Annotated in this window: 19 protein-coding genes; 8 read left to right on the forward strand and 11 right to left on the reverse strand. The window is 43.8% G+C overall.

Going from position 1 to position 25,212, the window contains the following annotated elements:
* Window positions 1–168: 168 nt before the first annotated feature.
* The 4 genes from BDE36_RS08900 to BDE36_RS24250 all read left to right on the forward strand — a co-directional run bounded on the left by BDE36_RS08900 (window position 169) and on the right by BDE36_RS24250 (window position 6,567).
* Window positions 169–1,734 carry a family 43 glycosylhydrolase gene (locus BDE36_RS08900; RefSeq protein ID WP_141814585.1) on the forward strand — a complete coding sequence of 522 codons (1,566 nt, stop codon included), beginning with the start codon at window positions 169–171 and terminating at the stop codon, window positions 1,732–1,734.
* A gap of 599 nt (window positions 1,735–2,333) precedes the next feature.
* Window positions 2,334–4,910 carry a glycoside hydrolase family 31 protein gene (locus BDE36_RS08905; RefSeq protein WP_141814586.1) on the forward strand — a complete coding sequence of 859 codons (2,577 nt, stop codon included), beginning with the start codon at window positions 2,334–2,336 and terminating at the stop codon, window positions 4,908–4,910.
* 210 nt (window positions 4,911–5,120) lie between these two features.
* A complete protein-coding gene (locus BDE36_RS24245; RefSeq protein ID WP_141814587.1) occupies window positions 5,121–5,579 on the forward strand; it encodes a sulfatase-like hydrolase/transferase in 459 nt (152 codons plus the stop codon).
* Complete coding sequence (locus BDE36_RS24250; protein WP_141814588.1) at window positions 5,554–6,567, forward strand: sulfatase/phosphatase domain-containing protein; 1,014 nt, start codon at window positions 5,554–5,556, stop codon at window positions 6,565–6,567. The genes BDE36_RS24245 and BDE36_RS24250 overlap by 26 nt, the downstream gene beginning before the upstream one ends.
* 16 nt (window positions 6,568–6,583) lie before the next feature.
* Here the strand turns inward: BDE36_RS24250 and BDE36_RS08920 are convergent, their stop codons facing one another.
* From BDE36_RS08920 to BDE36_RS08960, 9 genes are all read right to left on the reverse strand, one after another.
* Window positions 6,584–7,381, reverse strand: coding sequence for an NIPSNAP family protein (locus BDE36_RS08920; RefSeq protein ID WP_141814589.1), 798 nt, complete (start codon window positions 7,379–7,381; stop codon window positions 6,584–6,586).
* 36 nt (window positions 7,382–7,417) lie between these two features.
* Window positions 7,418–8,203: a tetratricopeptide repeat protein gene (locus BDE36_RS08925; protein WP_141814590.1), complete on the reverse strand. Its 786-nt coding sequence runs from the start codon at window positions 8,201–8,203 to the stop codon at window positions 7,418–7,420.
* Entirely contained in the window at window positions 8,181–9,989 is a 1,809-nt protein-coding gene (locus tag BDE36_RS08930) for a BatD family protein (protein ID WP_141814591.1), read from the reverse strand. Before BDE36_RS08930 ends, BDE36_RS08925 begins: the two co-directional genes overlap by 23 nt.
* 20 nt (window positions 9,990–10,009) lie before the next feature.
* Entirely contained in the window at window positions 10,010–10,741 is a 732-nt protein-coding gene (locus BDE36_RS08935; RefSeq protein ID WP_141814592.1) for a tetratricopeptide repeat protein, read from the reverse strand.
* Window positions 10,738–11,778 carry a vWA domain-containing protein gene (locus BDE36_RS08940; protein WP_141814593.1) on the reverse strand — a complete coding sequence of 347 codons (1,041 nt, stop codon included), beginning with the start codon at window positions 11,776–11,778 and terminating at the stop codon, window positions 10,738–10,740. Before BDE36_RS08940 ends, BDE36_RS08935 begins: the two co-directional genes overlap by 4 nt.
* Before the next feature lie 3 nt (window positions 11,779–11,781).
* The gene (locus BDE36_RS08945) at window positions 11,782–12,789 is read right to left on the reverse strand and encodes a vWA domain-containing protein (RefSeq protein WP_202618174.1); all 1,008 of its coding nucleotides are present in this window, start codon (window positions 12,787–12,789) and stop codon (window positions 11,782–11,784) included.
* A complete protein-coding gene (locus tag BDE36_RS08950) occupies window positions 12,776–13,759 on the reverse strand; it encodes a hypothetical protein (protein ID WP_141814594.1) in 984 nt (327 codons plus the stop codon). The genes BDE36_RS08945 and BDE36_RS08950 overlap by 14 nt, the downstream gene beginning before the upstream one ends.
* Entirely contained in the window at window positions 13,756–14,637 is an 882-nt protein-coding gene (locus BDE36_RS08955; protein WP_141814595.1) for a DUF58 domain-containing protein, read from the reverse strand. The genes BDE36_RS08950 and BDE36_RS08955 overlap by 4 nt, the downstream gene beginning before the upstream one ends.
* Before the next feature lie 138 nt (window positions 14,638–14,775).
* Window positions 14,776–15,798, reverse strand: coding sequence for an AAA family ATPase (locus tag BDE36_RS08960; protein WP_141814596.1), 1,023 nt, complete (start codon window positions 15,796–15,798; stop codon window positions 14,776–14,778).
* A gap of 322 nt (window positions 15,799–16,120) precedes the next feature.
* Between BDE36_RS08960 and BDE36_RS08965 the strand changes: the two genes are divergently transcribed.
* Entirely contained in the window at window positions 16,121–16,942 is an 822-nt protein-coding gene (locus tag BDE36_RS08965; protein WP_141814597.1) for a hypothetical protein, read from the forward strand.
* A gap of 422 nt (window positions 16,943–17,364) precedes the next feature.
* Window positions 17,365–18,372, forward strand: a complete 1,008-nt coding sequence (locus tag BDE36_RS08970; RefSeq protein ID WP_141814598.1) for a PorP/SprF family type IX secretion system membrane protein — start codon at window positions 17,365–17,367, stop codon at window positions 18,370–18,372.
* A gap of 10 nt (window positions 18,373–18,382) precedes the next feature.
* On the opposite strand, the gene BDE36_RS08975 is transcribed toward BDE36_RS08970, so the two are convergent.
* Window positions 18,383–21,913, reverse strand: coding sequence for a T9SS type B sorting domain-containing protein (locus tag BDE36_RS08975; RefSeq protein WP_141814599.1), 3,531 nt, complete (start codon window positions 21,911–21,913; stop codon window positions 18,383–18,385).
* Window positions 21,914–22,007: 94 nt separating this feature from the next.
* Between BDE36_RS08975 and BDE36_RS08980 the strand changes: the two genes are divergently transcribed.
* On the forward strand, window positions 22,008–22,586 hold the full coding sequence (locus BDE36_RS08980; RefSeq protein WP_141814600.1) for a helix-turn-helix domain-containing protein: 579 nt from the start codon (window positions 22,008–22,010) through the stop codon (window positions 22,584–22,586).
* 46 nt (window positions 22,587–22,632) lie between these two features.
* Complete coding sequence (locus BDE36_RS08985; RefSeq protein ID WP_141814601.1) at window positions 22,633–23,259, forward strand: hypothetical protein; 627 nt, start codon at window positions 22,633–22,635, stop codon at window positions 23,257–23,259.
* Between the two features lie 11 nt (window positions 23,260–23,270).
* Here BDE36_RS08985 and BDE36_RS08990 read toward each other — a convergent pair whose 3' ends face one another.
* Window positions 23,271–25,130 (reverse strand): Nramp family divalent metal transporter, encoded by a 1,860-nt coding sequence (locus BDE36_RS08990; RefSeq protein ID WP_141814602.1) that lies wholly within the window; start codon window positions 25,128–25,130, stop codon window positions 23,271–23,273.
* Window positions 25,131–25,212: the final 82 nt, after the last annotated feature.

Raw genomic sequence — 25,212 nt, forward strand, 5'->3', positions numbered from 1 at the left:
TCTGCCTGAAACGGGTTTCGTCAGATTGAGACAAATCGGCAAAAAGATGAGCATATTTCCTAAGCCCCATTCCTTATTTTAGGTTACAATTAACCAATTTGTAAACATCACCGCAAATGCTCTTCTCTGGCTAACACCGTGTATTTGCTGTGTACAATAACATTCCTTATGATAAAAAGACCAATAATTAAACTACTCTTCGCTGTTTTATTTTTAACTGCTGCTTGTCAGAAAGAAACAATAAAGGAGGGGAACAATTCTGAAAGTGAGAATGCCAAAAAAGGCGGACAAAAGATTAGCGCGGCACCGCCTGCAGGAACGCTAATAGACGGTGCTATTTATCGCATCAGAGGCATTTCATCTTTACCGGGAGGTCCTGTGGTCGAAGTAACAGGTAACTCAACAGCAGAGAATTCAGCAATCCAGCAGTGGTCATGGTTTCCCAATAATGGACAGAAATGGAAACTAATAAAAATCGATTCACCCTATTATAAACTGGCAAATATTACAAGTAGTAAATATTTGAAGTCGCCTTCAGCAACATCGGGAGATATTTTACAACAGGGTACCGACGACGGCACCGACTCTCAGCTCTGGAAGATTACTTATTCCGGCAGTAATAATTTATACTCTCTCACCAACAAGGCGACTGGTATGAAGATGGTTGTTGATCCGGAAGATAACACACCTGGAAGGAAGATCAGACAAAAAACAACAGTTAGCGGAACGCAGGATCTGTTTAATTTTCATAATCTGAATTTCCAAAACCCCCTGATCAATGCAAGCAGGCCGGATCCGTATGTAGCTCAAAAGGACGGGTACTATTATTTTATGTATACGAGGGGAAGTAGTTTAGGTATCAGAAAAACGACTTCAATGTCGTTGTTGGCAACAGCGCAGGAAGTAGTAGTTTGGACTCCCCCCGCAGGTACAGATCATTCTTCGAATATTTGGGCGCCTGAATTGCATTTTCTTTCCGGTAAATGGTATCTCTATTTTGCTGCAAATGACGGGCAGGGAGATAACCATCGCATGTTTGTATTAGAAAACAGTAATTCAGATCCAACGACCGGAACATGGACTTATAAAGGGAAAATAACTGATTCAAGCGATCAGTGGGCTATTGATGGCTCGGTGCTGACTATAGGTTCGTCTATGTATTTTATTTGGTCTGGGTGGGAAAGCGTGGCTTCGAGGTATAAACAATATATTTATCTGGCTACTATGTCGAATCCATGGACGATAAACGGTCCCCGGGTGAAAATATCCTCACCCACTAATACATGGGAAAAATACGAACCCAACTCATTGGGTGCAGGTGTGAACGAAGGCCCGATTATGTTGCAAAAAGACGCAGGAAGTCCTGTATTTATTATATTTTCTGCCAGCCGTTACAGCAGTGATAATTATTGTCTTGCCCAAATACAATTAAAAGCCGGGGGTAATCCTACAGTCGCCTCTGACTGGATAAATAAAAAGCAGGTGTTTGTGAAAAATGAAACTAATTCTGTTTATGGGCCCGGACATAATGGTTTTTTCACCAGCAGCTATACTGATCCTAATGCCGTATTACGCACCGAAACATGGTTTGTATATCATGCGCGCAGTGCACCAAATAACACTGGTCCAAGAACCCCAAGAATGCAAAAGCTTACCTGGAATGCTGATGGTTCCCCAAATTTTGGTACAGCCACCTCTACTGGTGTTAATATTCCGATACCAATAGGTGAATAATACATGATGAACAAAAGAACAACCTGAGCAGGTTGTTCTTTTGTTTAACAATCCGGCTTCTGGACAGGCTTAACCCGCATCTGAGACTATATTTGTTTTGCCCCTCTTCAGCGGCTTTCTAAACTTATCACAAACCAGATAAAATTGAGATAAACACGATACTGGTTTGGTGAACCACTCAGCGGAGTTGCCATAAAGGTTTACATTATGCTATATCGTTTTAGTTTTTTAATTTAGCAGCTTACAAGTAATACATTTATAAATAAAGTACAAAAGACACAGCCTGACGGATGTAAAATATATCACTTCCGTTAATCATTTCGGGCAAAAGAACTTGGATATTTAGCCTTTCAAAATTGCACAACAAGATAATTATCAATTGCTTGCATTTTTACGCGTTTGGATTTTTTTGTAGAGCGCGCATCCAGAAGAAACGAAGGTCAGAGATATTCATACCTTTAGCGAAAAGTCAAGGCGTTCTAGCTTAGTATACATGAAAGGGGTTTATGACAAGCTTAGAAAACTGACCAGGGATTGAGAGGATGTTGATCTTCCATGTAATTCCACCGACGAAGAAAATAACACACTAAAAACCAGATATGAATTCTATTTCTTTTCACAAAGCACGTTTGAAAACCGTTCTACTCGGTGCTTTGATCTCTCTCCTCTATCTGCAGCCGTTACAGGCACAGAACGCTTCCAGCTTACAGGCTGATAAAAAAGCTATAGTAGAAGCAGATAATGCACGTTTTACAGTTCTCACTCCACGACTTATCCGGATGGAGTGGAATAGCAGCAAGTCTTTTGATGATCATGCATCTTTTGTTGTTGTAAACAGAAAGTTACCTGTACCTGCTTATACATCAAAAAGGGAAAACGGGTGGCTCACTATTAAAACCGGCGAGCTGGAAATGAGCTACAAGTTAAATTCCGGATCGTTCAATCAGGAGAACCTGAAAATAAAAATGCTGAAGAGCGATACAATCAGCTGGTCGCCTGGTAAAAAGCAGAAGTATAACCTGAAAGGTACTTACCGGACGCTGGACAACTATGATGGTGATACTCATCTGCATAATGGCAAGAAGATCGAACTTGAAGACGGAATCCTTTCGAGGGATGGGTGGTATTTTCTGGATGACTCATCTGACTTACGACTGGATAACAGTGATTGGCCATGGGTTTATACCAGAGAGAACGCGGGTACAGACTGGTATTTCATGGGGTATGGTTCCGACTACAAATCGGCGCTGTATGATTTCTCGCAGATTTCCGGAAAAGTGCCTCTGATGCCGCGGTATGCGCTGGGCTACTGGTGGTCGAGATACTGGAGCTATTCAGACAATGAGCTGAGAGAACTTACAGCGAATCTTAAACGCTTTAATATTCCGGCCGACGTTCTGGTTATTGACATGGACTGGCATAGGCAGGGCTGGACTGGCTGGAGCTGGAACAAAAGCTTATTCCCTGACCCAGCCAAATTCTTAAGCTGGACGAACGAGAACCACTTGAAAACTACGTTGAACTTACATCCGGCAGATGGTGTTGCGGGCTACGAAGACGACTATAACCAGTTTGCTCAAAACATGAAATTTGATACCACCGGAAGAAAGACAATCCCTTTCCTTGCTTCCGATAAGCAGTTTATGTCGAATCTGTTTGATGTAATTCTCAGGCCGATCGAACAAAAAGGAATAGATTTCTGGTGGTTAGACTGGCAGCAATGGCCAAATGATAAGAGAATTACTAACCTTAGTAATACATGGTGGTTGAATTATGTTTTTTATACCAATATGGACCGCAATCGTGAAACCCGCCCAATGTTATACCACAGGTGGGGCGGATTAGGTAATCACCGGTACCAGATAGGATTCTCGGGAGATACCTTCATTTCATGGAAGTCACTCGAATACCAGCCTTATTTTACGAACACTTCTTCTAACGTTTTATACACATACTGGAGCCATGATATAGGAGGGCACCAGCTGAAACACGGAGACGAATCTGTTGACCCTGAGTTGTATACACGTTGGTTGCAGTACGGTGCGTTAAGCCCTATTCTTCGTACGCACTCAACAAAGAATGGTAAAATACAGAAAGAGATCTGGAACTTCAGCGGAAAGTATTCACAGGTGCAGTATGAAGCGATAAGGATGCGTTATACGCTTGTTCCGTATATTTATACGATGACCAGGAAAACCTATGATACAGCAATTGGTCTTTGCCGTCCGATGTACTACGACTATCCGAAGGCAGAAGAGGCTTATCGCTTTGACAGGGAATATATGTTCGGCGACAATATGCTTATAGCACCTATAGGTTCGCCGGCAGTAGAGGGATTTTCGAAGGTTAAAGTATGGCTCCCCGAAGGTAACGATTGGTTTGAATGGCATACAGGTACGTTGCTGAAGGGCGGACAGATACTCGAAAGAGCATTTACACTGAATGAATATCCAATATATATAAAAGCCGGATCTATAATTCCTATGTATGGCGAGAATGTGCAAAACCTGGACTCAAATCCGGAAGACATAACAGTCGCTGTTTTTCCAGGGAATAATGGCAGGTTCACCCTGAAAGAGGATAATGGAAATGATAAAGCTTATAAGGACCAGTATGCATCAACCGAATTCTCAACCTCTTCCAACGGCAGGGAAGTTACTGTAACCATCGGGGGAACAACCGGAAAGTATGATGGTATGCCCGGTAAAAGGAGATATATCCTGAAATTATACGGCTCGGAAATCCCTCAAAAGGTCTTGGTTAATGGAAAAGCCGTTGATTTCTCCCAAACGTTGAAAGATGGAAACTGGAGTTATACGGGAAGAGAGCTTAGTGTGAACGTTTCGTTACCACTGTCGGACACCCGCAAGCAACAGCAGGTGAAAGTGATTTATAGTACTGATAATAAGGCAGACATCAATAATGGGCTTGTTGGAAAGCTTAAAAGACTGACTCAGCTGACTGCTGAATTAAAGAGCATGGACAATGGTATCTATCTTCCCGAAGCGCTGGGTAATGCAGAAGAAACGAACCGTGCCCTTGAGTATTATCCTCAGAACTTTTATCAGTTGATTGATAAGTTTAATGCTGACTACCAGAAGCTTCCTGTTATTATTAACGATTTGAGAGGAGTTAACAAGGAAAACCAGCAAAAATTATTGAAGTTACTTCAATAAGCAGAGACTTTCGAAAGAGGCAAGGCAGCAGTGCCTTCGAAACAGATAAGCTATACAAAGGCAGGCGATTTTCGCCTGCCTTTGTTGTTAGTACGCTTTCTTTAATAGCCTCCTGCACAAAATTGACAGTAAAAGGTACGTTTTTGCTAAAGTTTTCTCGTTGGGAGCCTGACATTTGATTTGTTGAACCATTTATAGAGGTTTGGAATTATGAAGTGTTTCGTCTCGCTTAGAATAGCCGTCATTGCTGTTTTTATATTCGTACCACGCGTTTTAAAAGCACAAAAAGTACAGCCGCCAAATATTGTTTTCTTGCTGGTAGACGATATGGGTTACGCCGATGTAGGATGCTATGGCAGTTCATTTTACGAAACTCCCAATATAGACGCGCTCGCCTCCGGTGGTATGAAGTTTATGAATACATATACTGCAGGTTCGGTATGTTCGCCAACGAGGTCGAGTATAATGACAGGCAGGTATACGGTTAGAACAGGCGTAACCGACTGGATCCCTGGTCAGAAGGTGTCAAATACGAAACTTATCCAACCAGGGACAAAGCTTTTCCTTGGAAGAGATGAAATTACATTCGCGGAATTATTGAAAGAGGGGGGATACAGCACTTTCTACGCAGGCAAGTGGCATCTTGGAGAGCGCCAAGCCGGGCCTTGACCCTCTGAGCCGGGGTTTTGAAGAATACTACAGCGCTCTCGAAATGCGCAGGGCGAAAAAACCGGTAGTTACGGATTCATTGACTAAATATACTTCTGATTTTATAATCAGGAAGGCTAAACAGAATAAGCCCTTTATTGCATTCCTCTCGTATTATGATGTCCACACGCCAATTTACGAGTATCCGGATCTCATTAACCATTATAAAGACAAATTGCGGACCGCGGGTGAGGGCCTGGAAAGCCCGGTGGTTGCCGAACATAGTGGAGTAACACGAACGGTTCAGAATAATCCGCAGTATGCATCAATGGTTGGAGCGGTCGACAAAAGCGTTGGGAGTATACAGCGGCTGTTAAAGACGCTCGGCATAGAAAAGAATACTATCATTGTATTTACTTCGGATAATGGAGGACTGGCTACTTCAAAAAAGGCAGGGCCTACATCGAACGCTCCATACCGGTCGGGAAAAGGCTGGCTATATGAGGGAGGAATACGTGTGCCTCTTATAGTCAAATATCCGGCGGAAATTAAGGCTTCTGCGATTTGCAGAGTACCAACGATGAGCACCGACTTTTATCCAACCATATTACAATGGGCGGGCCTGCCTTCCCATCCCGAGTTGCACAAGGACGGAGTAAGTCTTGTTCCATTGTTGAAACAGACGGGCACACTGAGCAGAACGGATTTTTACTGGCACTATCCTCATTATCATGGGTCTACCTGGACTCCTGGTGCGGCTATCAGAAGCGGTGACTGGAAGCTTATCGTGTTTTATGAAACGGACACGTACGAGTTGTATAATTTGAAAGAAGATCCTTCGGAGAAGCAGGATCTCGCTGTTAGAAAGCCGGAGATTGTAAAGCAATTGAAAGAGAAGCTTGAAAAATGGCAAAAGAACTGTGGTGCCCGGTTGCCTGTAGTTAATAATGAGTACGATCCCTTAAGGAAAACGGGACAGCAGAGCAGTAACGACAGCAATGAACTATAGTTGCCGAGGTTACTCTTTAAATCTGTGAAAAATCAGCAGGGACAAGCAATGTCGAATTGATCTTTGAGATCAATACTGCGTTGGCATATTCGGGTATGGAGCTTATTTCTTTCCATTTAGGATCGCTGCCGAATGATTTCCAGAGTTTCGCATGCGCCTCCATGTCGTCGAAAGTTACCATATAGGTCAGATTGGGCCTCGAACTGCCAATTAATGTCTCGCCCCAAAACACGGGTTTGAATCCGAGCCGCTTAAAAATGTCTATTTCTCCCCCTTCATTAAACATTTCTATTTTCTTTTTACCAGCACTTTCACTGGCGCTTTGGTATTGCCGCAGCTCAAAGATCCGCGGCCTGTCAGGGGGGACTTCCATAGCGGGCATGTGTGTAAATGCTTTCAGTAAAGAGCTTTCTATTCTGATGTAAGCTGGTTCTGCCGGCGGAGAATTCAAATAAGCTGATCCCTCTGCCTTGTATCTCGCATCGTTTTCGAGATTTTTGCTTACATCGTCGAAATGGTCGATGCTATTGTAAGGAACCATTACATATACTTTGGTGTGTCCTGCAGGTTTTAGCTCAGTAAACACACCCACATGCTTCACACCCATTCTATTTAGTGCGGGGATTGCGGCTTTCCTGTAGTAGTCCTCAACGAGCTTTTGTTGTTTATCATTACTTAAAGAATATACCCTGAGCTCATAAAATTCTAAAGCAGGCTTTTTAATGTTGTCTGTTGCTGCGATGCTTAAAGCAGAGGTGGCAGTAACAGCAGCGCCTGTTAACAAGGATGCTTTAACAAAGGAACGTCTTTTCATAGGTATGGATGATTATATTAAAGCTACAATAATAAACTAAATTTCCTTTGCATCTGTTTCACGAATCCAGCCTGTGTTTCCGTTTGGCAGCTTAATCTTCATCCAGCCATCATCTTTTTTATCAACACCAACCTTCGTTCCGCTGTGAATGACGAAGACGCCCTTTGATGAGGGGTCAGGCTCGCTCTTTACGGTTCCCGATCCGCTGAAAATAATGGCCTCATGATGAATGTTGAAGTAATGTGCTTGCCGGTTCTGCAGGAACAGAATTGTTATGCTGAAAACGAACAATACGATACCGGTATAGAATGATGCTTTTTTTACGGCTACGGATTGTGTGAAAAGGTAGGTCACAAAACTAAGCGATGTAAAAAGGAGAAATACGATGCTTAAAACAGCGAGGGTATTTAACGACAACAAAAGAATTAGTCCGCGCCACCACCTGAAAAGGAAAAACTCTGGAACAGGATCCGTCTTATCCACCGTCTTCAGGTTTGCTATCTGGATGTTCATTTTAATGTCTTCATCCCCCGGGTCAAGTTTATGAGCCTTTTCGTAGTACAGCAATGCCGATGGAATGTCGCCGGTACGATAATAGGCGTTGCCCAGATTAAAGTAAACGGCCGCCGAGCGATAACCGCTGTTTAGGATCTTCTGATACGACGACACAGCTTCCTCGTACTTTCGTTTCGCAAATTGCTCATTCCCTTTTTTAAAGATGGAATCAGCCCCATCTTCTGCTGTTGAGACCAATGGAAGGATAATCAGGAGGATCAGATATTGAAATAACCTCAGCGAGTTAAAGCTTATCTTCAATTTCATAGATGATGTTTTTTGCTTTTTCAAATACTTCATTGGCTGATATTCCGGTAACAGGAGCAAAGCGGGCCATTTCACACAAGTCCAGCGTTTCAAGCAGCTGCCTGATCAGGCGATCATCTAACGCTTTTGCCTGTAGTTCGGCGGCAATGCTTTCTTTATTAAGATTCGCAGCGGGGATATTCAATTTATCGCTCAGATATCCGTACAGGCCTTTGAACACCTCCTCGTAAAATACCTTACTGTTATTCTCCGACAGCTGCTTTTGAGCATTAGCAAGATGGCGGGCGGCAATTTTACCTGCTTTCCTGCTTTTTACTTTAAGTGGGTCACTATTATTCTTTTTATCCCACTGCCGATATAAAAGCGCTCCTGCAAATATCAGCGGGCCTGTGAGCAGCAGAAGGTAATACCATACAGATCCATGGAATTCTTTACCTTCTTTGTAAAGGTCCGGTTCCGCTGTTTTTATGTAAGAGATATCTTTATTCAATAGTTTAACATCCTGTTTGCCGGCTCCGGAGTATACCACATTTTCAGAAGGGTTACCCTTGTTTACTTTGATTTCGAAACCCTGCACCGAGGCTGTCTCATAACGCCCGGAAGCTGGATTGAAATAGGAGAACCGGACTGGCTCAATTGCAAAATCTCCCTCATGTCGTGGTATTAAAAGATAGTTATACGATCTGCTTCCTGATGCGCCCGACGTGTTCATGGTAATGGCGTCGGTGATTTTTGGGTCGTACTTTTCAAAGTCGGCCGGGAAATTAATTACCGGTTCTTTTATGAGCTTGAGATTTCCGGATCCTGAAATTTTAAGAGTATAGTTCAGTGCTTCATTGGCTTTGAGCTCTTTTTTATCTAATGATGCTTCCGCTTTGAACTGACCCACTGCACCTGTAAAGCCCTGGGGTTTTCCGGCCGTTGGCAAAGGTTTCACGCGAACGGTTAAAGGGGGGCTCTTTACTTTATATTTTACATCTTCATAGGTGCCGAAAAACTCGTCCATAAGCGTTCGCGCCGGAGCCTTCTGACGTACTATAAAAGTCATCTCGACGGGGTCAATCCTTAGGTTTCCGGAATGCTCAGGGAAGAGGATGGTTTGTTTAACTACTGCAACATGATACTGTTTTCCTTTATAGGTCTCTTCCTTCCATTCGACATTCTGATTGGTGTTTTTTATGTCTTCACTCCAGAATCCGTTAAGGTCGGGTATCTTGTCGACCTGACTTTCAACAATAGAGACGCGGGTATACAGCTTAAAGCTCAGGGTAAGTTGCTGTCCCTGATACACATTGTTCTTGTCGGTGACAGCCCGTAGAAACAGCGAGTTCGATAGTTTTTCGGGCTGGCTCTCTTCAAAGTCTTCCTGCGGAACAGCAGGGGCAGGTCTGCTGCTGCCTTGCGGGACTGGCCTTCCTTTGACCACCCGGATCCGTAGCGGATTTGTTTTGTATGTCTTTCCGTTAACGCTTATGGAAGCAGCGCCGAAGGTAAATGTGCCCTCTTTTACTGCCATGAGATAATAGCTATAGGAGGTGCTTACCGTCATGCTGCCGTTTATGGAAGTCATGCTCGACGACATATTCGGTCCACCCAATACCTGGAACCCGTTAAATTCAGGAGGACTGAAGCGATCGCCGTTTGCGTTTACAGAAAATGTAACTTCAAACTCCTCGCCTGTAGCGACCTCGCTTTTACTGGCGGAGGCGCTAAAACGTGTATTCTGTGCATAGAGCCAGTTTGTGAAGAATAATGCAAATAATAATATATAATGTCTCAAGGTCATTATTTTAAATAATTACAGAGCTACCAGTCTTTTGTAATGCGGACTTTTCCGCCTCCCAGCTTTTTGTTTTTCAGCTTATCCTGTGTCCCTTGCTCCTGATTGTTCAATGCTTCGAGCATGCGCTCGGCATCTTCTTTTGATAGCTGGTTAGGGTTGGGCTGCTGCTCTTTTTGCTGATCTTTCTTGTCCTGATTTTGTTTGTCCTGATCCTTCTTATCCTGATCCTTTTTGTTTTGGTCTTTATTCTGTTGATCCTTTTTGTCCTGATCTTTATTATTCTGGTTCTGCTTATTCTGTTTGTTCTGGTTCTGTTTGTTTTGTTGCTGTTGCTTCAAAAGCTCCCTGGCATAAGCAAGATTGTACCGGGTCTGATCATCTTTAGGATTATTTAGGAGTGCTTTTTTATAGGCTTCAATACTCTCCTCTATCTTTTTTGAAGAAAGCAATGAGTTACCAAGATTATGGTAAGCATGTGATAAAACCTGCTTATCTGTCGCCGATGCAGCTATTTTGCTGAACTGTTCACCCGCTTCTGTGAACTTCTTTTGCTTATAAAGAGCGTCTCCAAGGTTAAAAGTCCCTTCTATGGAATGCGCCTTCGGATCAACCGATTTTCTGTAGTTCGTTTCGGCCTCTTTATAGTTTTGCTGCTGGTATAACTCATTTCCTTTGACGATGTATTTTTTTGCTTTCTGGCCAAAAATAAAGGAAGCCTGCAACATCCATAACATAACTAAGATCGATCGCTTCATGGCTTTTTTACTTCAAATAATTTTAACCTGCTTAATCTTCTGTTCTTGCGGTTGTAGATAAAAAACTCAATTAGTATCAGGAAAAATGCAATGGTGAGGAAAACCTGGAAGCGGTCTTCAAAGTCCTTAAACGACTTGCTGCCGTATTCTTTCCTCTGCATTTTGCCAATTTCGTCCATGACGATATTGAGACCACTATTCCCGTTTGTTGCCCTCACGTATGCTCCGCCGCCAGCGGCCGCTATTTGACGGCACATGTCTTCATTTAATTTGCTTACTACGGTGTGACCGGCACTATCGGTATGAAAGCCGGCTACTTTGCCGTTTTTGTATAATGGAACCGGAGCACCTTCTGCTGAACCCAAACCGATAACGTGTATGGCTACATCTTTCTCTCTCGAAGCGGCGGCGGCCGCAACGGCATCGTCTTCATGGTTTTCGCCGTCGGTCATGACGATCATTGCTTTGCTCATGCCATCTTTAAAATCGAAAGATCTCATTCCCATTGCAATAGCTTCGCCTATAGCGGTTCCCTGTGTTGGAACCATGCCTGTATTGATGGTGTTCAGGAATAATCTGGCAGCCGAATAGTCGCTCGTAATGGGCAACTGAACATAAGCTTGCCCGGCAAAAACGATCATCCCGATGCGATCGTCATGAAGATTATCGATTAACTGGGCTATAGCTCTTTTAGCATTCTCGAGGCGGTCGGGTGCAAGGTCCTGGGCCAGCATACTGTTCGATACGTCGAGAAGGATCATCAGATCGGCTCCCTTTCGCTTTACTTCTTCCATTTTCGAGCCTATCTGCGGATTAGCCAGGCCTATGACAAGCATAGTGTATGCCAGTGTAAAAATCACAAATTTCAACCAGGGTTTTGAGAACGACACTTCCGGCATTATCTGCTTTATAACGTCCGGATCGCCCAGCCTGGCCCTTGCTTTCTTTTTCCAGCGGCTTACCCTGAAAAAAAGAATTATCAGAACAGGGACAAGGGCCAGTCCCCATAAAAATTCTATATGTTCAAAACGTAGCATCTTCTAAGTTAAAGCTCCTTTAAATACAGTGTTCCTTAAAACAAACTCAAGCAAAAGAAAAAACAGGGCAGCCAAAGCAAACGGCCAGAATACTTCTGTTTTTTTGCGGTATTGGGTAACATCTATTCTGGCTTTCTCCATCTTGTCAATCTGCTCGTATATCGCCTTCAGTTTTTCGTTGTTGGTAGCCCTGAAATATTTTCCGCCGGTTGTAGAGGCGATTTTGCCAAGGGTGGCCTCGTCGATCTGCACGGGCATGCGCTGATAGGTAATTCCGCCATAAGGCGAGGGGACAGGGTAGGGGGCGTATCCGTTGGTACCAACTCCTACAGTATATACCCTGACATTAAAGTGCTTTGCAATTTCGGCTGCTGTAAGCGGAGGAATGGACCCCGCATTGTTCGATCCGTCAGTAAGCAGGATGACCACTTTACTTTTTGCTTCACTGTCTTTAAGCCGGTTCACGGCGGTGGCTAATCCCATTCCGATGGCTGTGCCGTCTTCGATCATACCATTCTGTATGCCGTTAAACATATTGATCAGTACATCATGATCAATTGTTAGCGGGCATTGAGTAAAGCTTTCGCCGCTGAATACCACCAGGCCGATGCGATCGTCGGGCCGTGCTTTGATAAAATCAATTGCTATATTCTTTCCCGCTTGCAAACGGTTTGGTTTGAAGTCTTCCGCAAGCATACTTCCCGAAATATCCGAAGCGATAATAATGTCAATGCCTTCGGTTGTGGTATTTTGCCAGCTCAATGACGACTGGGGCCGCGCCAGAGCAATAATGAGGGCCACAAGCGATAATGACCTCAGCACAATGCCGGAGTGCCGCAGGCGTGGTAAGAAGCTGTTGGAGGGGACCGGGAATCCCTGAAGGGTAGCTACTGTAAGATTGCCCTGCAGTTCTTTTTCTTTCCAAATATACCAGCCAACGATCAATGGTATACTGATCAGTAACCAGAAGAATCCCGGATTGGCAAATTCTATTCCTTTAAGTAAGTCCATTGCTGCTGTTATCTTCTTTATTTACCGTCGTTTGCTGCGTTTTTTTAGTGTTTTCCACAAAGCTGACCGCATTCTCCATGCTGCGTTCATTGTCGGCCGGCAATGGCCTTTCCTTTGCAAACTTTACCAGGTCGGCCAGGGTGAGGATCTGACGAAGCATTGCTCTGTCGTTCTCCTGTATTTCAGCCGACCTCAGGCTCGACAGGATTTCACCGCTTGTTTGCTCAAGCGCTTTTATCAGGTACCGCTTTTCGAGATACTCCCTCACGATGTCGCTCAGTTCACTGTGGTATAATTTCACCTGTTCCTGCTGCCACAACTTTTTATAACGTAAAGCCTGAAGCTTTTGCAAGGCAAGCTCATGTTCAGGAACTGCTGCTTTTACCTCCTTCACTTCTTTCGCCTTCTTTGGCCGTTTCTTTAGATAATAGAAAACGGCCACTGCGGCTGCGATGAACAGCAGAATTCCGGCAATCAGCATCCAGTTATCTTTGATCCAGTCCATTAAGGTATAGGATACCGTTAAGGGTTGTTTAATATCATAAAAGGCTTTGGTCGTATCTACATCAACCGAAAGTACCTGGAGCGTCAGTTCTTTCGTAGCAAAGCTGCCTTTGCTGGTGGTGAATATAAAAGAGGGGATGGTGTATGTACCCGGCTCAAAGGATGTAATCCGTATATGGCGGGTAATTGTTTCAATGCTAACGTCGTCTTTATTGAAGGCGGTGTCTGTTTTGCTTTCAACGATCTGAACTTTTGCATTGATAGTGTCCTTCAGAGCGGGAAATTTCACGCTGTCCTTAGCCGGGAATTGAATGCTCAGGTGTAATAATGTCTGCCCTCCGAGAGGGATAGACACGTTGTCGAGCCTGGCGTCTACCTTCACGTCCTGCGACCAGGCAGTTTGTGAAAATAACAATAAAAGCAGCGCAAAAAAAAGGCTGTAGTTCAAATAAATTTTCTTCTTCATCTGCGGCCTTCCCGTTTTTTAAACAGTGTAATTAGATGTTTAATATACGATTCGTGTGTCCCGATACTTGTAAAATCAACACCCGACTTTCTGAACTGGTCGGACAAGGCGGCATTCCTTCGGAGACTTTCAGCTTTAAAAGCGTCCCTGACTCTCTTATCTCCCGTATTAATCCAGTGAAATTCCCCGGTTTCAGCGTCTTGTACCGGGATGAGTCCCATATCGGGAAACTCATCTTCATGCTTGTCGTAAAGCCGGAGGGCAATAACGTCGTGTTTTTTATTGGCAATCTTCAGCGCCTGCTCGAATGAAGGACTGATGAAATCAGAGATGACAAAAGCCGTACATCTTTTTCTGATGACGCTGGTGAAGTATCTTAAGGCTTCGGCAACATCAGTTCCTTTACTTTCAGGTGTAAAGGCCAGCAGTTCTCTGATGATCATCAGGATATGGCTTCTTCCCTTTTTAGGCGGGATAAATTTCTCGATCTTATCACTGAAAAAGATCACCCCCACTTTGTCATTATTCTGGATAGCCGAAAAAGCAAGTACCGCACAAAGCTCCGTGGCCAGGTCCTGCTTTTGCTGTTTAATGGTGCCGAAGACTTCAGATCGGCTCACATCCATAAGAAGCATCACCGAAAGCTCCCGTTCTTCGTTAAATACCTTTACGTAGGGATGGTTAAAACGGGCTGTGACGTTCCAGTCAATCGTCCGTATTTCATCTCCAGGTTCATATTCCCTAACCTCACTAAAGGCCATTCCCCGCCCTTTAAAAGCGGACTGGTATTCTCCGGACAGGAGGTTGGTACTTAGCCCCCGGGTCTTGATTTCAATTTTCCTTACTTTATTCAGCAGATCTTTAGTGTCCTTTGCCATATTTAGCTGTCTTTTGGCTATTAGCCATCAGTCTTTAGATTTCAGCCTTGAGCCTTCAGCTTTTACCTTTTACCTTTCGGCTCTCCACTTTACCTTTTAGCTTTAACCTTTCCACTTTCAACTTTCCACTCTCAACTCTCAAGGTACTTCTACTACATTCAGGATGCCTGTAATTATATCCTCTGTAGTGATGTTTTCTGCCTCTGCTTCATAGCTCAGCCCGATGCGATGACGCAGAACATCGTGACAAACGGCACGTACATCCTCGGGGATCACATAGCCTCTTCTTTTAATGAAAGCGAGGGCCTTTGCTGCCAAAGCGAGACTGATACTTGCACGGGGAGACGCACCATAACTAATCAGATTCTTGTAGTCGGGCAATTTATATTGGTCGGGAAATCTTGTCGCAAACACGATATCGATAATATATTGCTCAATCTTTTCGTCCATATACACCTCTCTCACTACTTTCCGCGCTTTAATGATCTCTTCAGGACGAATGATTGCATTGGGTTTTAACATTCCCTGCGGACTAATATTCGCACGCATGATCCGTTTTTCCTCGTCCTTATTGGGGTAGCCAATAACGATCTTCAGCATAAAGCGGTCTGTCTGTGCTTCCGGAAGAGGGTAGGTTCCTTCCTGCTCTATTGGATTCTGAGTGGCCAGTACCAGGAAAGGGGAGGGTAGAGGGAAGGTCTGGTCGCCGATAGTTACCTGTCTTTCCTGCATCGATTCAAGTAAAGCACTCTGTACCTTAGCCGGCGCCCTGTTTATCTCGTCGGCCAGGATGAAATTAGAGAAAATGGGTCCTTTCCTGACGATAAATTCATCTTTTTTCTGATTGTATATCATTGTCCCCACGAGATCGGCCGGCAATAGGTCGGGTGTGAACTGTATTCTGCTAAAGTCTGCCTGTACTGCCTTGGCCAACGTGTTGATGGCAAGTGTTTTTGCAAGCCCCGGCACACCTTCTAAAAGGATATGGCCATCTGCCAGAAGTCCTATCATCAGTCGCTCCACCATATACTTCTGACCGATAATAACTTTATCCATCTCCATCATTAAAAGGTCGATAAATGCGCTTTCTCTCTGAATCATTTCGTTCAGAGCCCTGATATCTGTTGAGTACGATGAATTACTATTTACTAATTCTTCCATGAATCTTTTATTTGGCTGGGGCAAACTTAAAAAGACAAATAGCTTTTAGCTAAATATGAGGGAAAAAATTTATGTTAAAATTTGTTAAATAAGATACGGGATGAAGGAATCCCGTAGACAACCTGCACTAAATAAAAGGATGGTGTGAGTAAGGCAATATGGAAGCAAAAGGACCATTTTAGCAAAAAATCACTATTTTAGGATCGGAGTTTCCGGACTCCAGAATAAATACATCTATTTATTAGTTAGACCTGTGAAGAAAACCCCTGCCCAGGATCTTAATCCTGATTGGTGGAAAAGAATCAAAATTGAGTGAACAGCTATGATGAAGTCAGCCCGGTTAATGATCGCGTTTATATGTTTATGTCCTGGTATCGTTCATTCACAACAGGATAGCGTTCCTGAGTTTTTGGAATCGGTTTCTTTTGTTTTTCCCAACAAAACAGTTGATATACTTAAGTCGAATTATAAAAAGGCAAATCTCAATTTTTTAATACTCCACGATAACGAAAATACAGGTGTCAGGGCTGCTCATGCTTTTTGTAGAAATCGCGGAGGGAGCTTAACAGAGCTAAAGTATGGGAATACGAGAAATATAACGTTTGGCAGCAGGCGTTCTTTATTATCTTTTGATCCCAATCAAATCTTTAATGACGTGGGAGCTTATTTGAGCCTGAAGAGACACAGTAAGGGCAGAGAGGACTCCCTCGCTGTTCAAAAAGCGCGCGATCTTGCAAGATTAGCTCTTAAAGTATATAATCCTGATACCTCCGGCTATATCATTACGCTTCATAATAATTCGGACGGGAAATTCAGCATCGAATCCTATCTCGAAGGGAATTACTTGCATGGCACTGCGGATAGCGTATACATTAATCCAGCGATGGATCCTGACGACCTCGTGTTAGTAACAGACCCTGCCTTTTTTAATTTCCTGAAACAGCAAAATGTAAATGTTGTTCTTCAAAGCCAGACCGGGCCTGCAGATGGCTCACTATCAGTTTATGCTCAGGTGAATAAAATTCCTTATTTTAATATTGAAGTTCAGCACGGGCATCTCGCGGAAAATATCCGGCTGATCTATGTGGTAGAGTCGATGTTTAAAACAATGGGCATAAACGAAGAATATGCTCAAAGTCGATGAAGACTTTTCTATAAAGCAGCCGGGAAATGTATCATATAATGGAAGAATAGTGCGCTCCTGCTTCGACCACTATTCTGGAACTCTTCGGGATGAGTGCACGGTGAGAGCACAGTGAGTGCACGGTGAGTGCACCCTTTCCCGGTAAAAGGTGCACTCACCGTGCACTCACCCTGCACTTACTGTGCTCTCACTCCGAACTGTTCTCGTGTTATACTACAAGCAGTGTTAAATGAATCTAAATCATTTCTTCCTCTTTTTCAACTGGATGATCTCAAAAAGTGTCCTTCCAGGCGAAGCCTGGAAAGGGGAATTTCTCTCTCGACACTCTTTAAATGCGGTGCCCTGATTTTCCGCCGATAAGTTTTCCTTTATTGAAGAAATTATACTAATATTGAGTTCTAAATTTCGGTGTTTAATACTGTATGAAATCATGCCTGGGCCTCGTGTTTTTTTCTTTCATAAGCGTACTTGTTTATGGACAGGGACAACCACGATCAACGCAATACATCTTTAACAATTATTTACTCAATCCAGCTCTTTCCGGCATAGACAATTATATAGATGTAAAGATGGGTTTCCGTAATCAGTGGCAGGGACTGGAGGGAGCTCCTGAAACGTATTATGTATCGCTGAATGCTCCTTTCGGGGAAGATTTCATAAGAAGCTCTGTTAATACTTTTCCCGCCGAAGGTGAGAATCCGATGAGCCGGCAATATGTCAACAGTTTTATGTCGGCTGAACCGCATCATGGTGTAGGCTTCCATGCAATAACTGATAAAGCAGGGAGGATCCGGCAAACATCGGTAAATGCCACCTATGCTTATCACCTCGGGCTTTCGGAAGTCCTTAACCTTTCCGTCGGCGTTTCCGGTGGTTTTTCTTCTATCGGAATTGACGTGGAAGGTGTTGTAGGTGAAAAAGACGATGTTCTTTTTGCTGCCGACTATAACAACAGGATAAGGCCGGATGTTGGCCTTGGTATCTGGCTTTATACCCCAAGGTTTTTCCTGGGGGCGTCCGGAAAACAGCTGGTGGGCAAGCACTGGAAAACGGTGGATGGGCAGCGTACCGTAGAACAATACCAGCAACCTTCCTTTTACGGGACAGTGGGGTATAAGTTCTTCGTAGGAGAAGATCTAGCTGTTATCCCTTCGGGTTTACTGAGTTACGCATTAAACTCTCCTGCGGCCATAGACGCTAACTTAAAGCTTGCTTATAAAGATAAACTTTGGATGGGTAGCGGTTTCAGGAATAACGATTCTTACTCTCTTATGGCTGGGTTCAATGTTGGCTACCTTATCAATCTTAGTTACTCGTATGACTTTACGACTTCGCCTCTCAAGCATGTTAACAATGGTTCGCACGAAATCGTGCTCGGCCTTTTGTTGAATAACCGTTACAAAGTAAACTGCTCGCAGAGACAATTTTAGTCATTGTCCATTACCTTAAAAGCGTGAGACTTCCGCTGAGGGGTTTACAATCGCCCCGGAGATCAATCTTATAATAGTAAACGCCAGCGGGTAGTTCGGCTCCCCTGAAGTGACCGTCGAAGGGATTTATATAGGGGCCAATGCATTCGTATACGAGCTGTCCATCTCTTGTGTATAGCTGGATTTTGATATCGGGGTAATCAGGTAAACCTGTAAGGGACCAAATGTCATTGACGCCGTCTCCATTGGGGGTCATCGTGTTGGTGATATGCAGGTTGTCGTTGGTAACTTCGACATGGATCTTTGTGAAATTGCTAATACAATGTCCAAGGACTCGCCGGACATAATAATCGGATGAGCCGGACGCTAGAAAAGTGAAGATGCCGGTTGTGTTTTCTTTGAATGGAGATGGATCAGATGTTTTTTTGTACAACTGGTAGGTGCCTTCTTCGACATTCGAAACCGGTATTGTGATTTCGGTGGTGTAGCAAACACGAACATCTGCTGCTAATGGATCTGCCATTGGTCTTGACTGGTCAACTACGGTATATTCATCACTAGTGTCCACGCCGCAACTGGTTTGATCTTTTAAAACAAGACGGTATTTTCCTTCACCGATGTTGAGAAGATCCAGGCTTGTTCCCGCCTCTTTGTTATTTTCATCGATCCATGAATATATGTATCCGGGTATACCTCCTGTGGCTTTTAGTCCGGTTATCGAACCTCTTTTTAGCCCACAGTAGTCATTGACTGGCGGTTTTACTGCAGATGCGTCGATCTTCAGAATTTCGGTTCTTGCAATGGTGTACACATAGGTCCTCGGACAGTCGTTTGCATCATATGCCGTGTATGTATATTCACCGGGTCCGAGTTCCTTAATCTGTGTTTGCGTTCCGGTAATTAATAACTGGCCGCCCGCGTCTGTCCATTCGTATCTGGCAGGACGTGCTGAGGTTACATTATAAGTAAGGGTTATGCTTCCGTTAGAAAGTCCGCAGGTGGTAGGTTGAACAGAAGCCGAAAAAGTATAATTCTCCGGAGCTATCTCATATACTGTGAATGGAGTAGGGTTGGATGTGCAACCTGAGATGGTGCTTTCGCCAATCATTATATAGCTCCCGGCGGAAAGACCAGAGAAATTAATGGGGACGCCTAAATAATCCTCTTCCTTAACGAGTACGTTTAGTGCGTTATATAATTTATAATGATTTCCTTCCAGTATGGTGATGCCTGTTACAGATCCATTTTTCTTACCGCAGGTTGTACCCTTGATTGAGCCAATATTTACGATCACCGAGTTATAGATGTTGATATACAGCGGACTGCTATATACCGGAGGACAGCCGCCCTGGTCAGAAACCTGAAGCTGATAGTAGCCGCCTTCTACATTTGTGAGGTCCACATTTGTTTGCCCGGTCACCGCGTCGCCAGTTTTACCGTGGTACGCGTCGTATACGTACCACTGATATTTAACATTCCCTGTAATATCTGAAGTAGTAATTCCTTTAATTGAACCGTTGGGCTTTCCACAAGCGGCGGCTGTAGACACCATAGCAGATATATTTATGACAGGCTGAGGTTTACGTACTATAGTGACGGGATCGGATTTTGATAAACATCCGGCCTCATCTGTTACTTCTACAGAGTAAGTGCCCTGGGGCAGCGAGACATATTGCCCGTATCCTACAGTTTGTCCGCCCGAATTAACCCAGCGGTAGGATATGTTGCCTTTACCACGCAGGGTTGTAGCATAGAATTGGAACGACGTTTGTCCGCATGCCGGCACCGGGGGGGTGATTTCCGGTTTCGTCAGCTTCTGGTCTGTAATATAGAATGTATGTAAAACAGTTTTACAGCCATCGTCAATATTCACTTCGTAAGTTGCCACATCAAGGCCACTAACAGATTGTGTACTGCCGATAAACACGGATGTACCATTTTCTTCGAGCCGGTACCACTTAAAACCAATGCCTTCCCTTGGCTCTGAGATAGTTATACTTCCCAGTCCCTTACAGGTTACCGGTTCCACTTTCGCCTCATTTTCCTGAAGTCCGGCTGTGGAAAACATAGAGGTGACATAGGATGGTAACGTTGCTGTAGCAACTACGTGCCCCGTCAGATTGCCATTGTATTCCCAGCGACCACTGTTGTCGGCAGCGGTTGTGAAAAAGTAAGTCTTGCCCTGGCAGCTTCCGGGACAATTGTCAGAATAAAATAACTCGACTTCTGCATTGGGTGTTGCCTTACCCGAGATGTGGTCAGAATTTATTTTCAGAACCTGTACATAGGTCTGCTGCGTCCTTGTTGCCTTGCCAATGCCAAATTGCGTATTGCAAAAAATGCTGTTACGCGAAATGGTTGTCGGTTTTTCAGAAAGCACGTCAATGCCATAGCGGTTATAGCCTATGTAATTCTTGTCTTCATCGGCTGAGCGCCCTATTCTTCCCTGTGCCCCGGATTCGATGCGGATTCCAACCGTGTTACCAAGGTCTGTTGTGCCATTTACATCTGTTCCAATATGATTTGCTGTAATGAGAAAATCCGCATATGATATAGAGATCCCGCAGGTTAAATGCCCCGAGATAATATTCTTCATAATGTTCAAATCCGTGAGGCTGCTCGATGCCCTGATTCCATACATATCTACACTGGCCGACTGGGAAAAGAGAGGCAGACCTTTGAAATCCTTAGTTCCATTCCAGTCCGTTCCTATCTTGTTGTTGATGATATTGACTACCGCTCGTTTACTGTTATAATAACTGGATCTGTCAATTAGTATATCTGTAGCATTAGCGCTGATTACGTTTTGTTCGCCGGTATTGTCGCCACCGATATTGAGCTCGCGTTCGAAAAGGTTGACCGAAACCCCGATGTAGTTTGTGTTTGCGGTTGTTCCGTTATCAAGTAAGCCTATAAGGTTGGATTGAATAACTATCTTTCCGGATGAATTGACATCGTTAGTGCCGTTGTAATAACGGGATCCATTGATGGCAATTCCGTTAATATTTCCGCATATCACGTTGCCTTTTCCCGGTGCCCCAATCGTTACATTTTGGGCGTTATATTCGACGATAATTCCTGATCCCTGAGATGTGTTTATATTTGAGAGTGAAGTGATGTTCGCGAAGTTTCTGATATACAGTCCGTAAATTTCCACGTCTGATACAGTTTCTTTATAGATATCTGTTGATATAACCAGGCCTGAATAGTAAACGTTGTTAAACTCCCTTTCTATAATAACTTTCGCTCCCGATACACCGAAAACGTCAGATGGCTGGGTGCTTCCGTCGATAATTACTTTCGAGCTTACCATAGGCAGCTGACTTCTAAGCCGTATCGTGCGGTCGTTAATGGTACTGCCCGGCAGATTAAACTCTATCCGGTCGGTGCTGGCTATGCCGTTGGAAGCTGCATCCAGTAAAGCCTGCCGTAATGTTCCCGGGCCGCTGTCGGCTTTGTTCGTTACAATGAAAGTATCAGAAAATGCAAGTTTCGCCGTTATTAAGAGTATCAGAGTGATAAGGGCAGTTATGCGCGACATGGTGAAATTTATGAAGCCAAAATACGATATTATTTTTAATTGACAATGAAATATAGAAAGGACGATTTTGTCTTATTAAAGTACCTTTGTGCCAATGACTGAGTTGTATATAAAGAACATGGTTTGTGCGCGTTGTATTCTCGTTGTAGAGAGTGAACTTGTGAAATTGGGATTTCATCCTCTGAAAGTGGATCTCGGCTATGCGCAAATACAAGAAGACAGCCTTGACGAACAGAAAAGTGCATTATTGTCGGGGAGATTGCAGGAGCTGGGCTTTGAACTGCTTGACGATTCCAGAATGCGCTTGATCGAGAAAATGAAGAATATAGTGATCAGGAGAATTCACCATACTGAAGAACTGAATACGAAGGTTAACTGGTCGGCTTTAGTGGCTGATGAAATGCACCAGGATTACAGCTCGTTGAGCAGCTTGTTTTCTTCTGTCGAGGGAATAACGTTTGAGCAGTATGTTATCCGGCAGAAGATTGAAAAGGCAAAGGAGCTTCTCTTTTATGATGAACTTAACCTGAGCGAGATATCCTACAGGCTTGGTTACAGCAGCGTTCAGCATTTGTCCTCTCAGTTTAAGCGGATTACAGGTCAAACACCTTCAGAATTCAGGCTTTCAAGAGCTTCGGGCGCAGCCCGGAAACCAATTGATTTGGTTGGTTGAACAAATAAGGGTTTATTCACTTATATCATTATACCCCCTTAAAGCGATGCAGTATATTAAAAAACTTCTCTTTCTTTTTCCGGCCCTTATTCTGCTGCACTCATGTGGTATTGACAGCCAGGTGAAACGGCTGGAAGCGCTGGAAGGCTGTACGTACTCCATTGTATCGGCCGATAGTGTTTATCTTGCAAATACCGACATCTCGCGTTTAATCAGGAAAAAGGGATTTGACCTTTCAGGCGCCCCGGCCGTCGCATTTGCGTTCATGCAGCAAACATTGCCGTTAAAGGCCGTGCTCCGGATGAAAATAGAGAACCCGGGAAAGGACGAAGCCGGAATTAACGAGTTTGATTATAAAATTGTGTTAAAAGGAGTGGAATTGACAAGCGGGTCTTATAACAGAAAGATTGTAATAGCTCCTGAAGGAGGCACGGCAGATGTTGCGCTTAAAATAGATTCAGAGCTTTATCCGATACTTTCCAATCCTGAATATCAGAAGGCCGTTACTGCTTTTCTTTCGTCAGAAGAGGAGATGAAGACCATAATAACACTGATGATCAAACCTTCTTTTACTATCGGCAATGAAAAAGTGAGCTATCCCGGATATATTGATATCAATAAAGAGGTTAGTAATAAACAGCTCCTGTCTTTCCTGGGGAAGAACCAGCGCTAAGTTCATACTCTTTATCTAACAATCAATACCGGGATCTTTACTCTATGCCGTACAGAATCGAGCGTGCTGCCGAAGATAATGTCTTTAAGTCCTTTATGTCCATGTGCTCCCATTACAAGGAGATCCATATTATTGATTTTGGCGAGGCGGGCAATGGCCTTTGCTGAGCGGCCGTAACCAATTAAGACTGAGGCTTCATAACCCAGGTTCTTGAGATTTGCCTGATATTTCTGTAAGTTTTCAAAATCACTTTTCGTCTCGAAGTCCATCACCTTCTCCCCATGGTAAGTTGCTCCGGCAGTTTCTACAATATGGATGAGATAATAGTGAGCTTCTTTTCCTCCCTGGATTAAAGCGTTGCGGATAGTGTTTTTATCATGACTGGAAAAGTCGACTGGAATGCCGATACTTGAATAAATAACGCCCTCAATATCCTGTATGTCCATGGCCTGGCCATGAGGTGCTGTAAATATCTCAGCCCTTACCTTACTTATAATAGGGTGAAGGGATACATAGAAAAGCAGAAGGAGGACGCCAAGTATAACAGGTAATACAAAGACAAACACCCACCAGTTATTTTCAGAAGTGTTTATCCACCCTGTAACCTCTTCGAATACGAGTTTTATGTTAAGAACAACAATAATCAACGCGCTAAGCCATGCCAGGATCTTCACCCATAGTTTTATGGCGAATTCCCCCATCAGTTTTTTGTCGGAGTTAAAATGAATAAGAGGGATAACGGCAAAGCCAAGCTGCAGACTTAGGATTACCTGGCTTAATACGAGCAGCTCGCCCAGGGCCTCCTCTCCAAAATATAAAATGGTAAAGAAAGCCGGGATGATAGCCAGCATGCGGGTAAGTAGCCTGCGCAGCCATGGTTGAATACGAAGATTTAAATGTCCTTCCATTATTATCTGGCCTGCAAGAGTACCGGTTACTGTTGAACTTTGTCCGGCTGCAATCAGCGCAATGGCAAATAGGGCAGGAGACAGAGAACCAAATATATTATCGAGCAATTTATGGGCATCCTGTATTTGGGCCACTTCGTGATAACCGTTTTTAAAGAATGCGGTAGCCGAAAGTATAAGGATGGACGCATTTACAAAAAAAGCAAGGTTTAATGCTACGCCGGTATCAATCAGGTTATACTTGAGAGATTCGCGAATGCCTTGCGGTGTTCGTTCTATTTTACGGGTCTGAACCAGTGAAGAGTGAAGGTAGAGATTGTGGGGCATGACTGTAGCTCCGATGATACCTATTGCGATATAAAGAGCATTGCCACTAAGGATGGAGGGTTCAAACCCCTTTACTACCTCTGAGAACACGGGCTCAACTATAAACATTTCAATAAGAAAGGAAAGTCCTACAATGAACACCATCGATACGATGAAGCTTTCCATTGCCCGCATTCCTTTGTTCAACAGAAACAGCAGCAGGAAGGTGTCGAGAATAGTTATGGATATCCCCCAGATGAGGGGCAAATGGAACAACAGTTGCAGTCCGATCGCCATTCCGATTATCTCTGCCAGGTCGCATGCGATGATTGCAATCTGGGCGAGGGCAAAGAGTGGGTAATTAGCCCATTTGGCGTAACCGTTTCTGGAGGCCTGCGCCAGATCAAGCCCCCTTACAATACCTAAACGGGCACTTAAGGATTGCAGTAAAAGGGCAATCAGGTTCGACATTAACAATACCCAGATCAGCTTGTATCCGAATTGACTTCCTCCGGCTATGTCCGTGGCCCAATTCCCCGGGTCCATATATCCAACACTTACGAGGTAAGCGGGACCGATAAATGCCATCAACTTACGCCAACCGGTTTTCCCAGAGGTCTTTACTGTAGAATGTACTTCTCCTAAAGAATCTCCCATAAAGATATTATGTGTCTGTTTTGCAAATCTAATATTTAATTTAGAGTAATCTAAATATAAAAATATTTGCAAATTGTTTTAA

It is taken from the genome of Arcticibacter tournemirensis (genome assembly GCF_006716645.1).
GTDB classification, from domain to species: Bacteria; Bacteroidota; Bacteroidia; order Sphingobacteriales; family Sphingobacteriaceae; genus Arcticibacter; species Arcticibacter tournemirensis.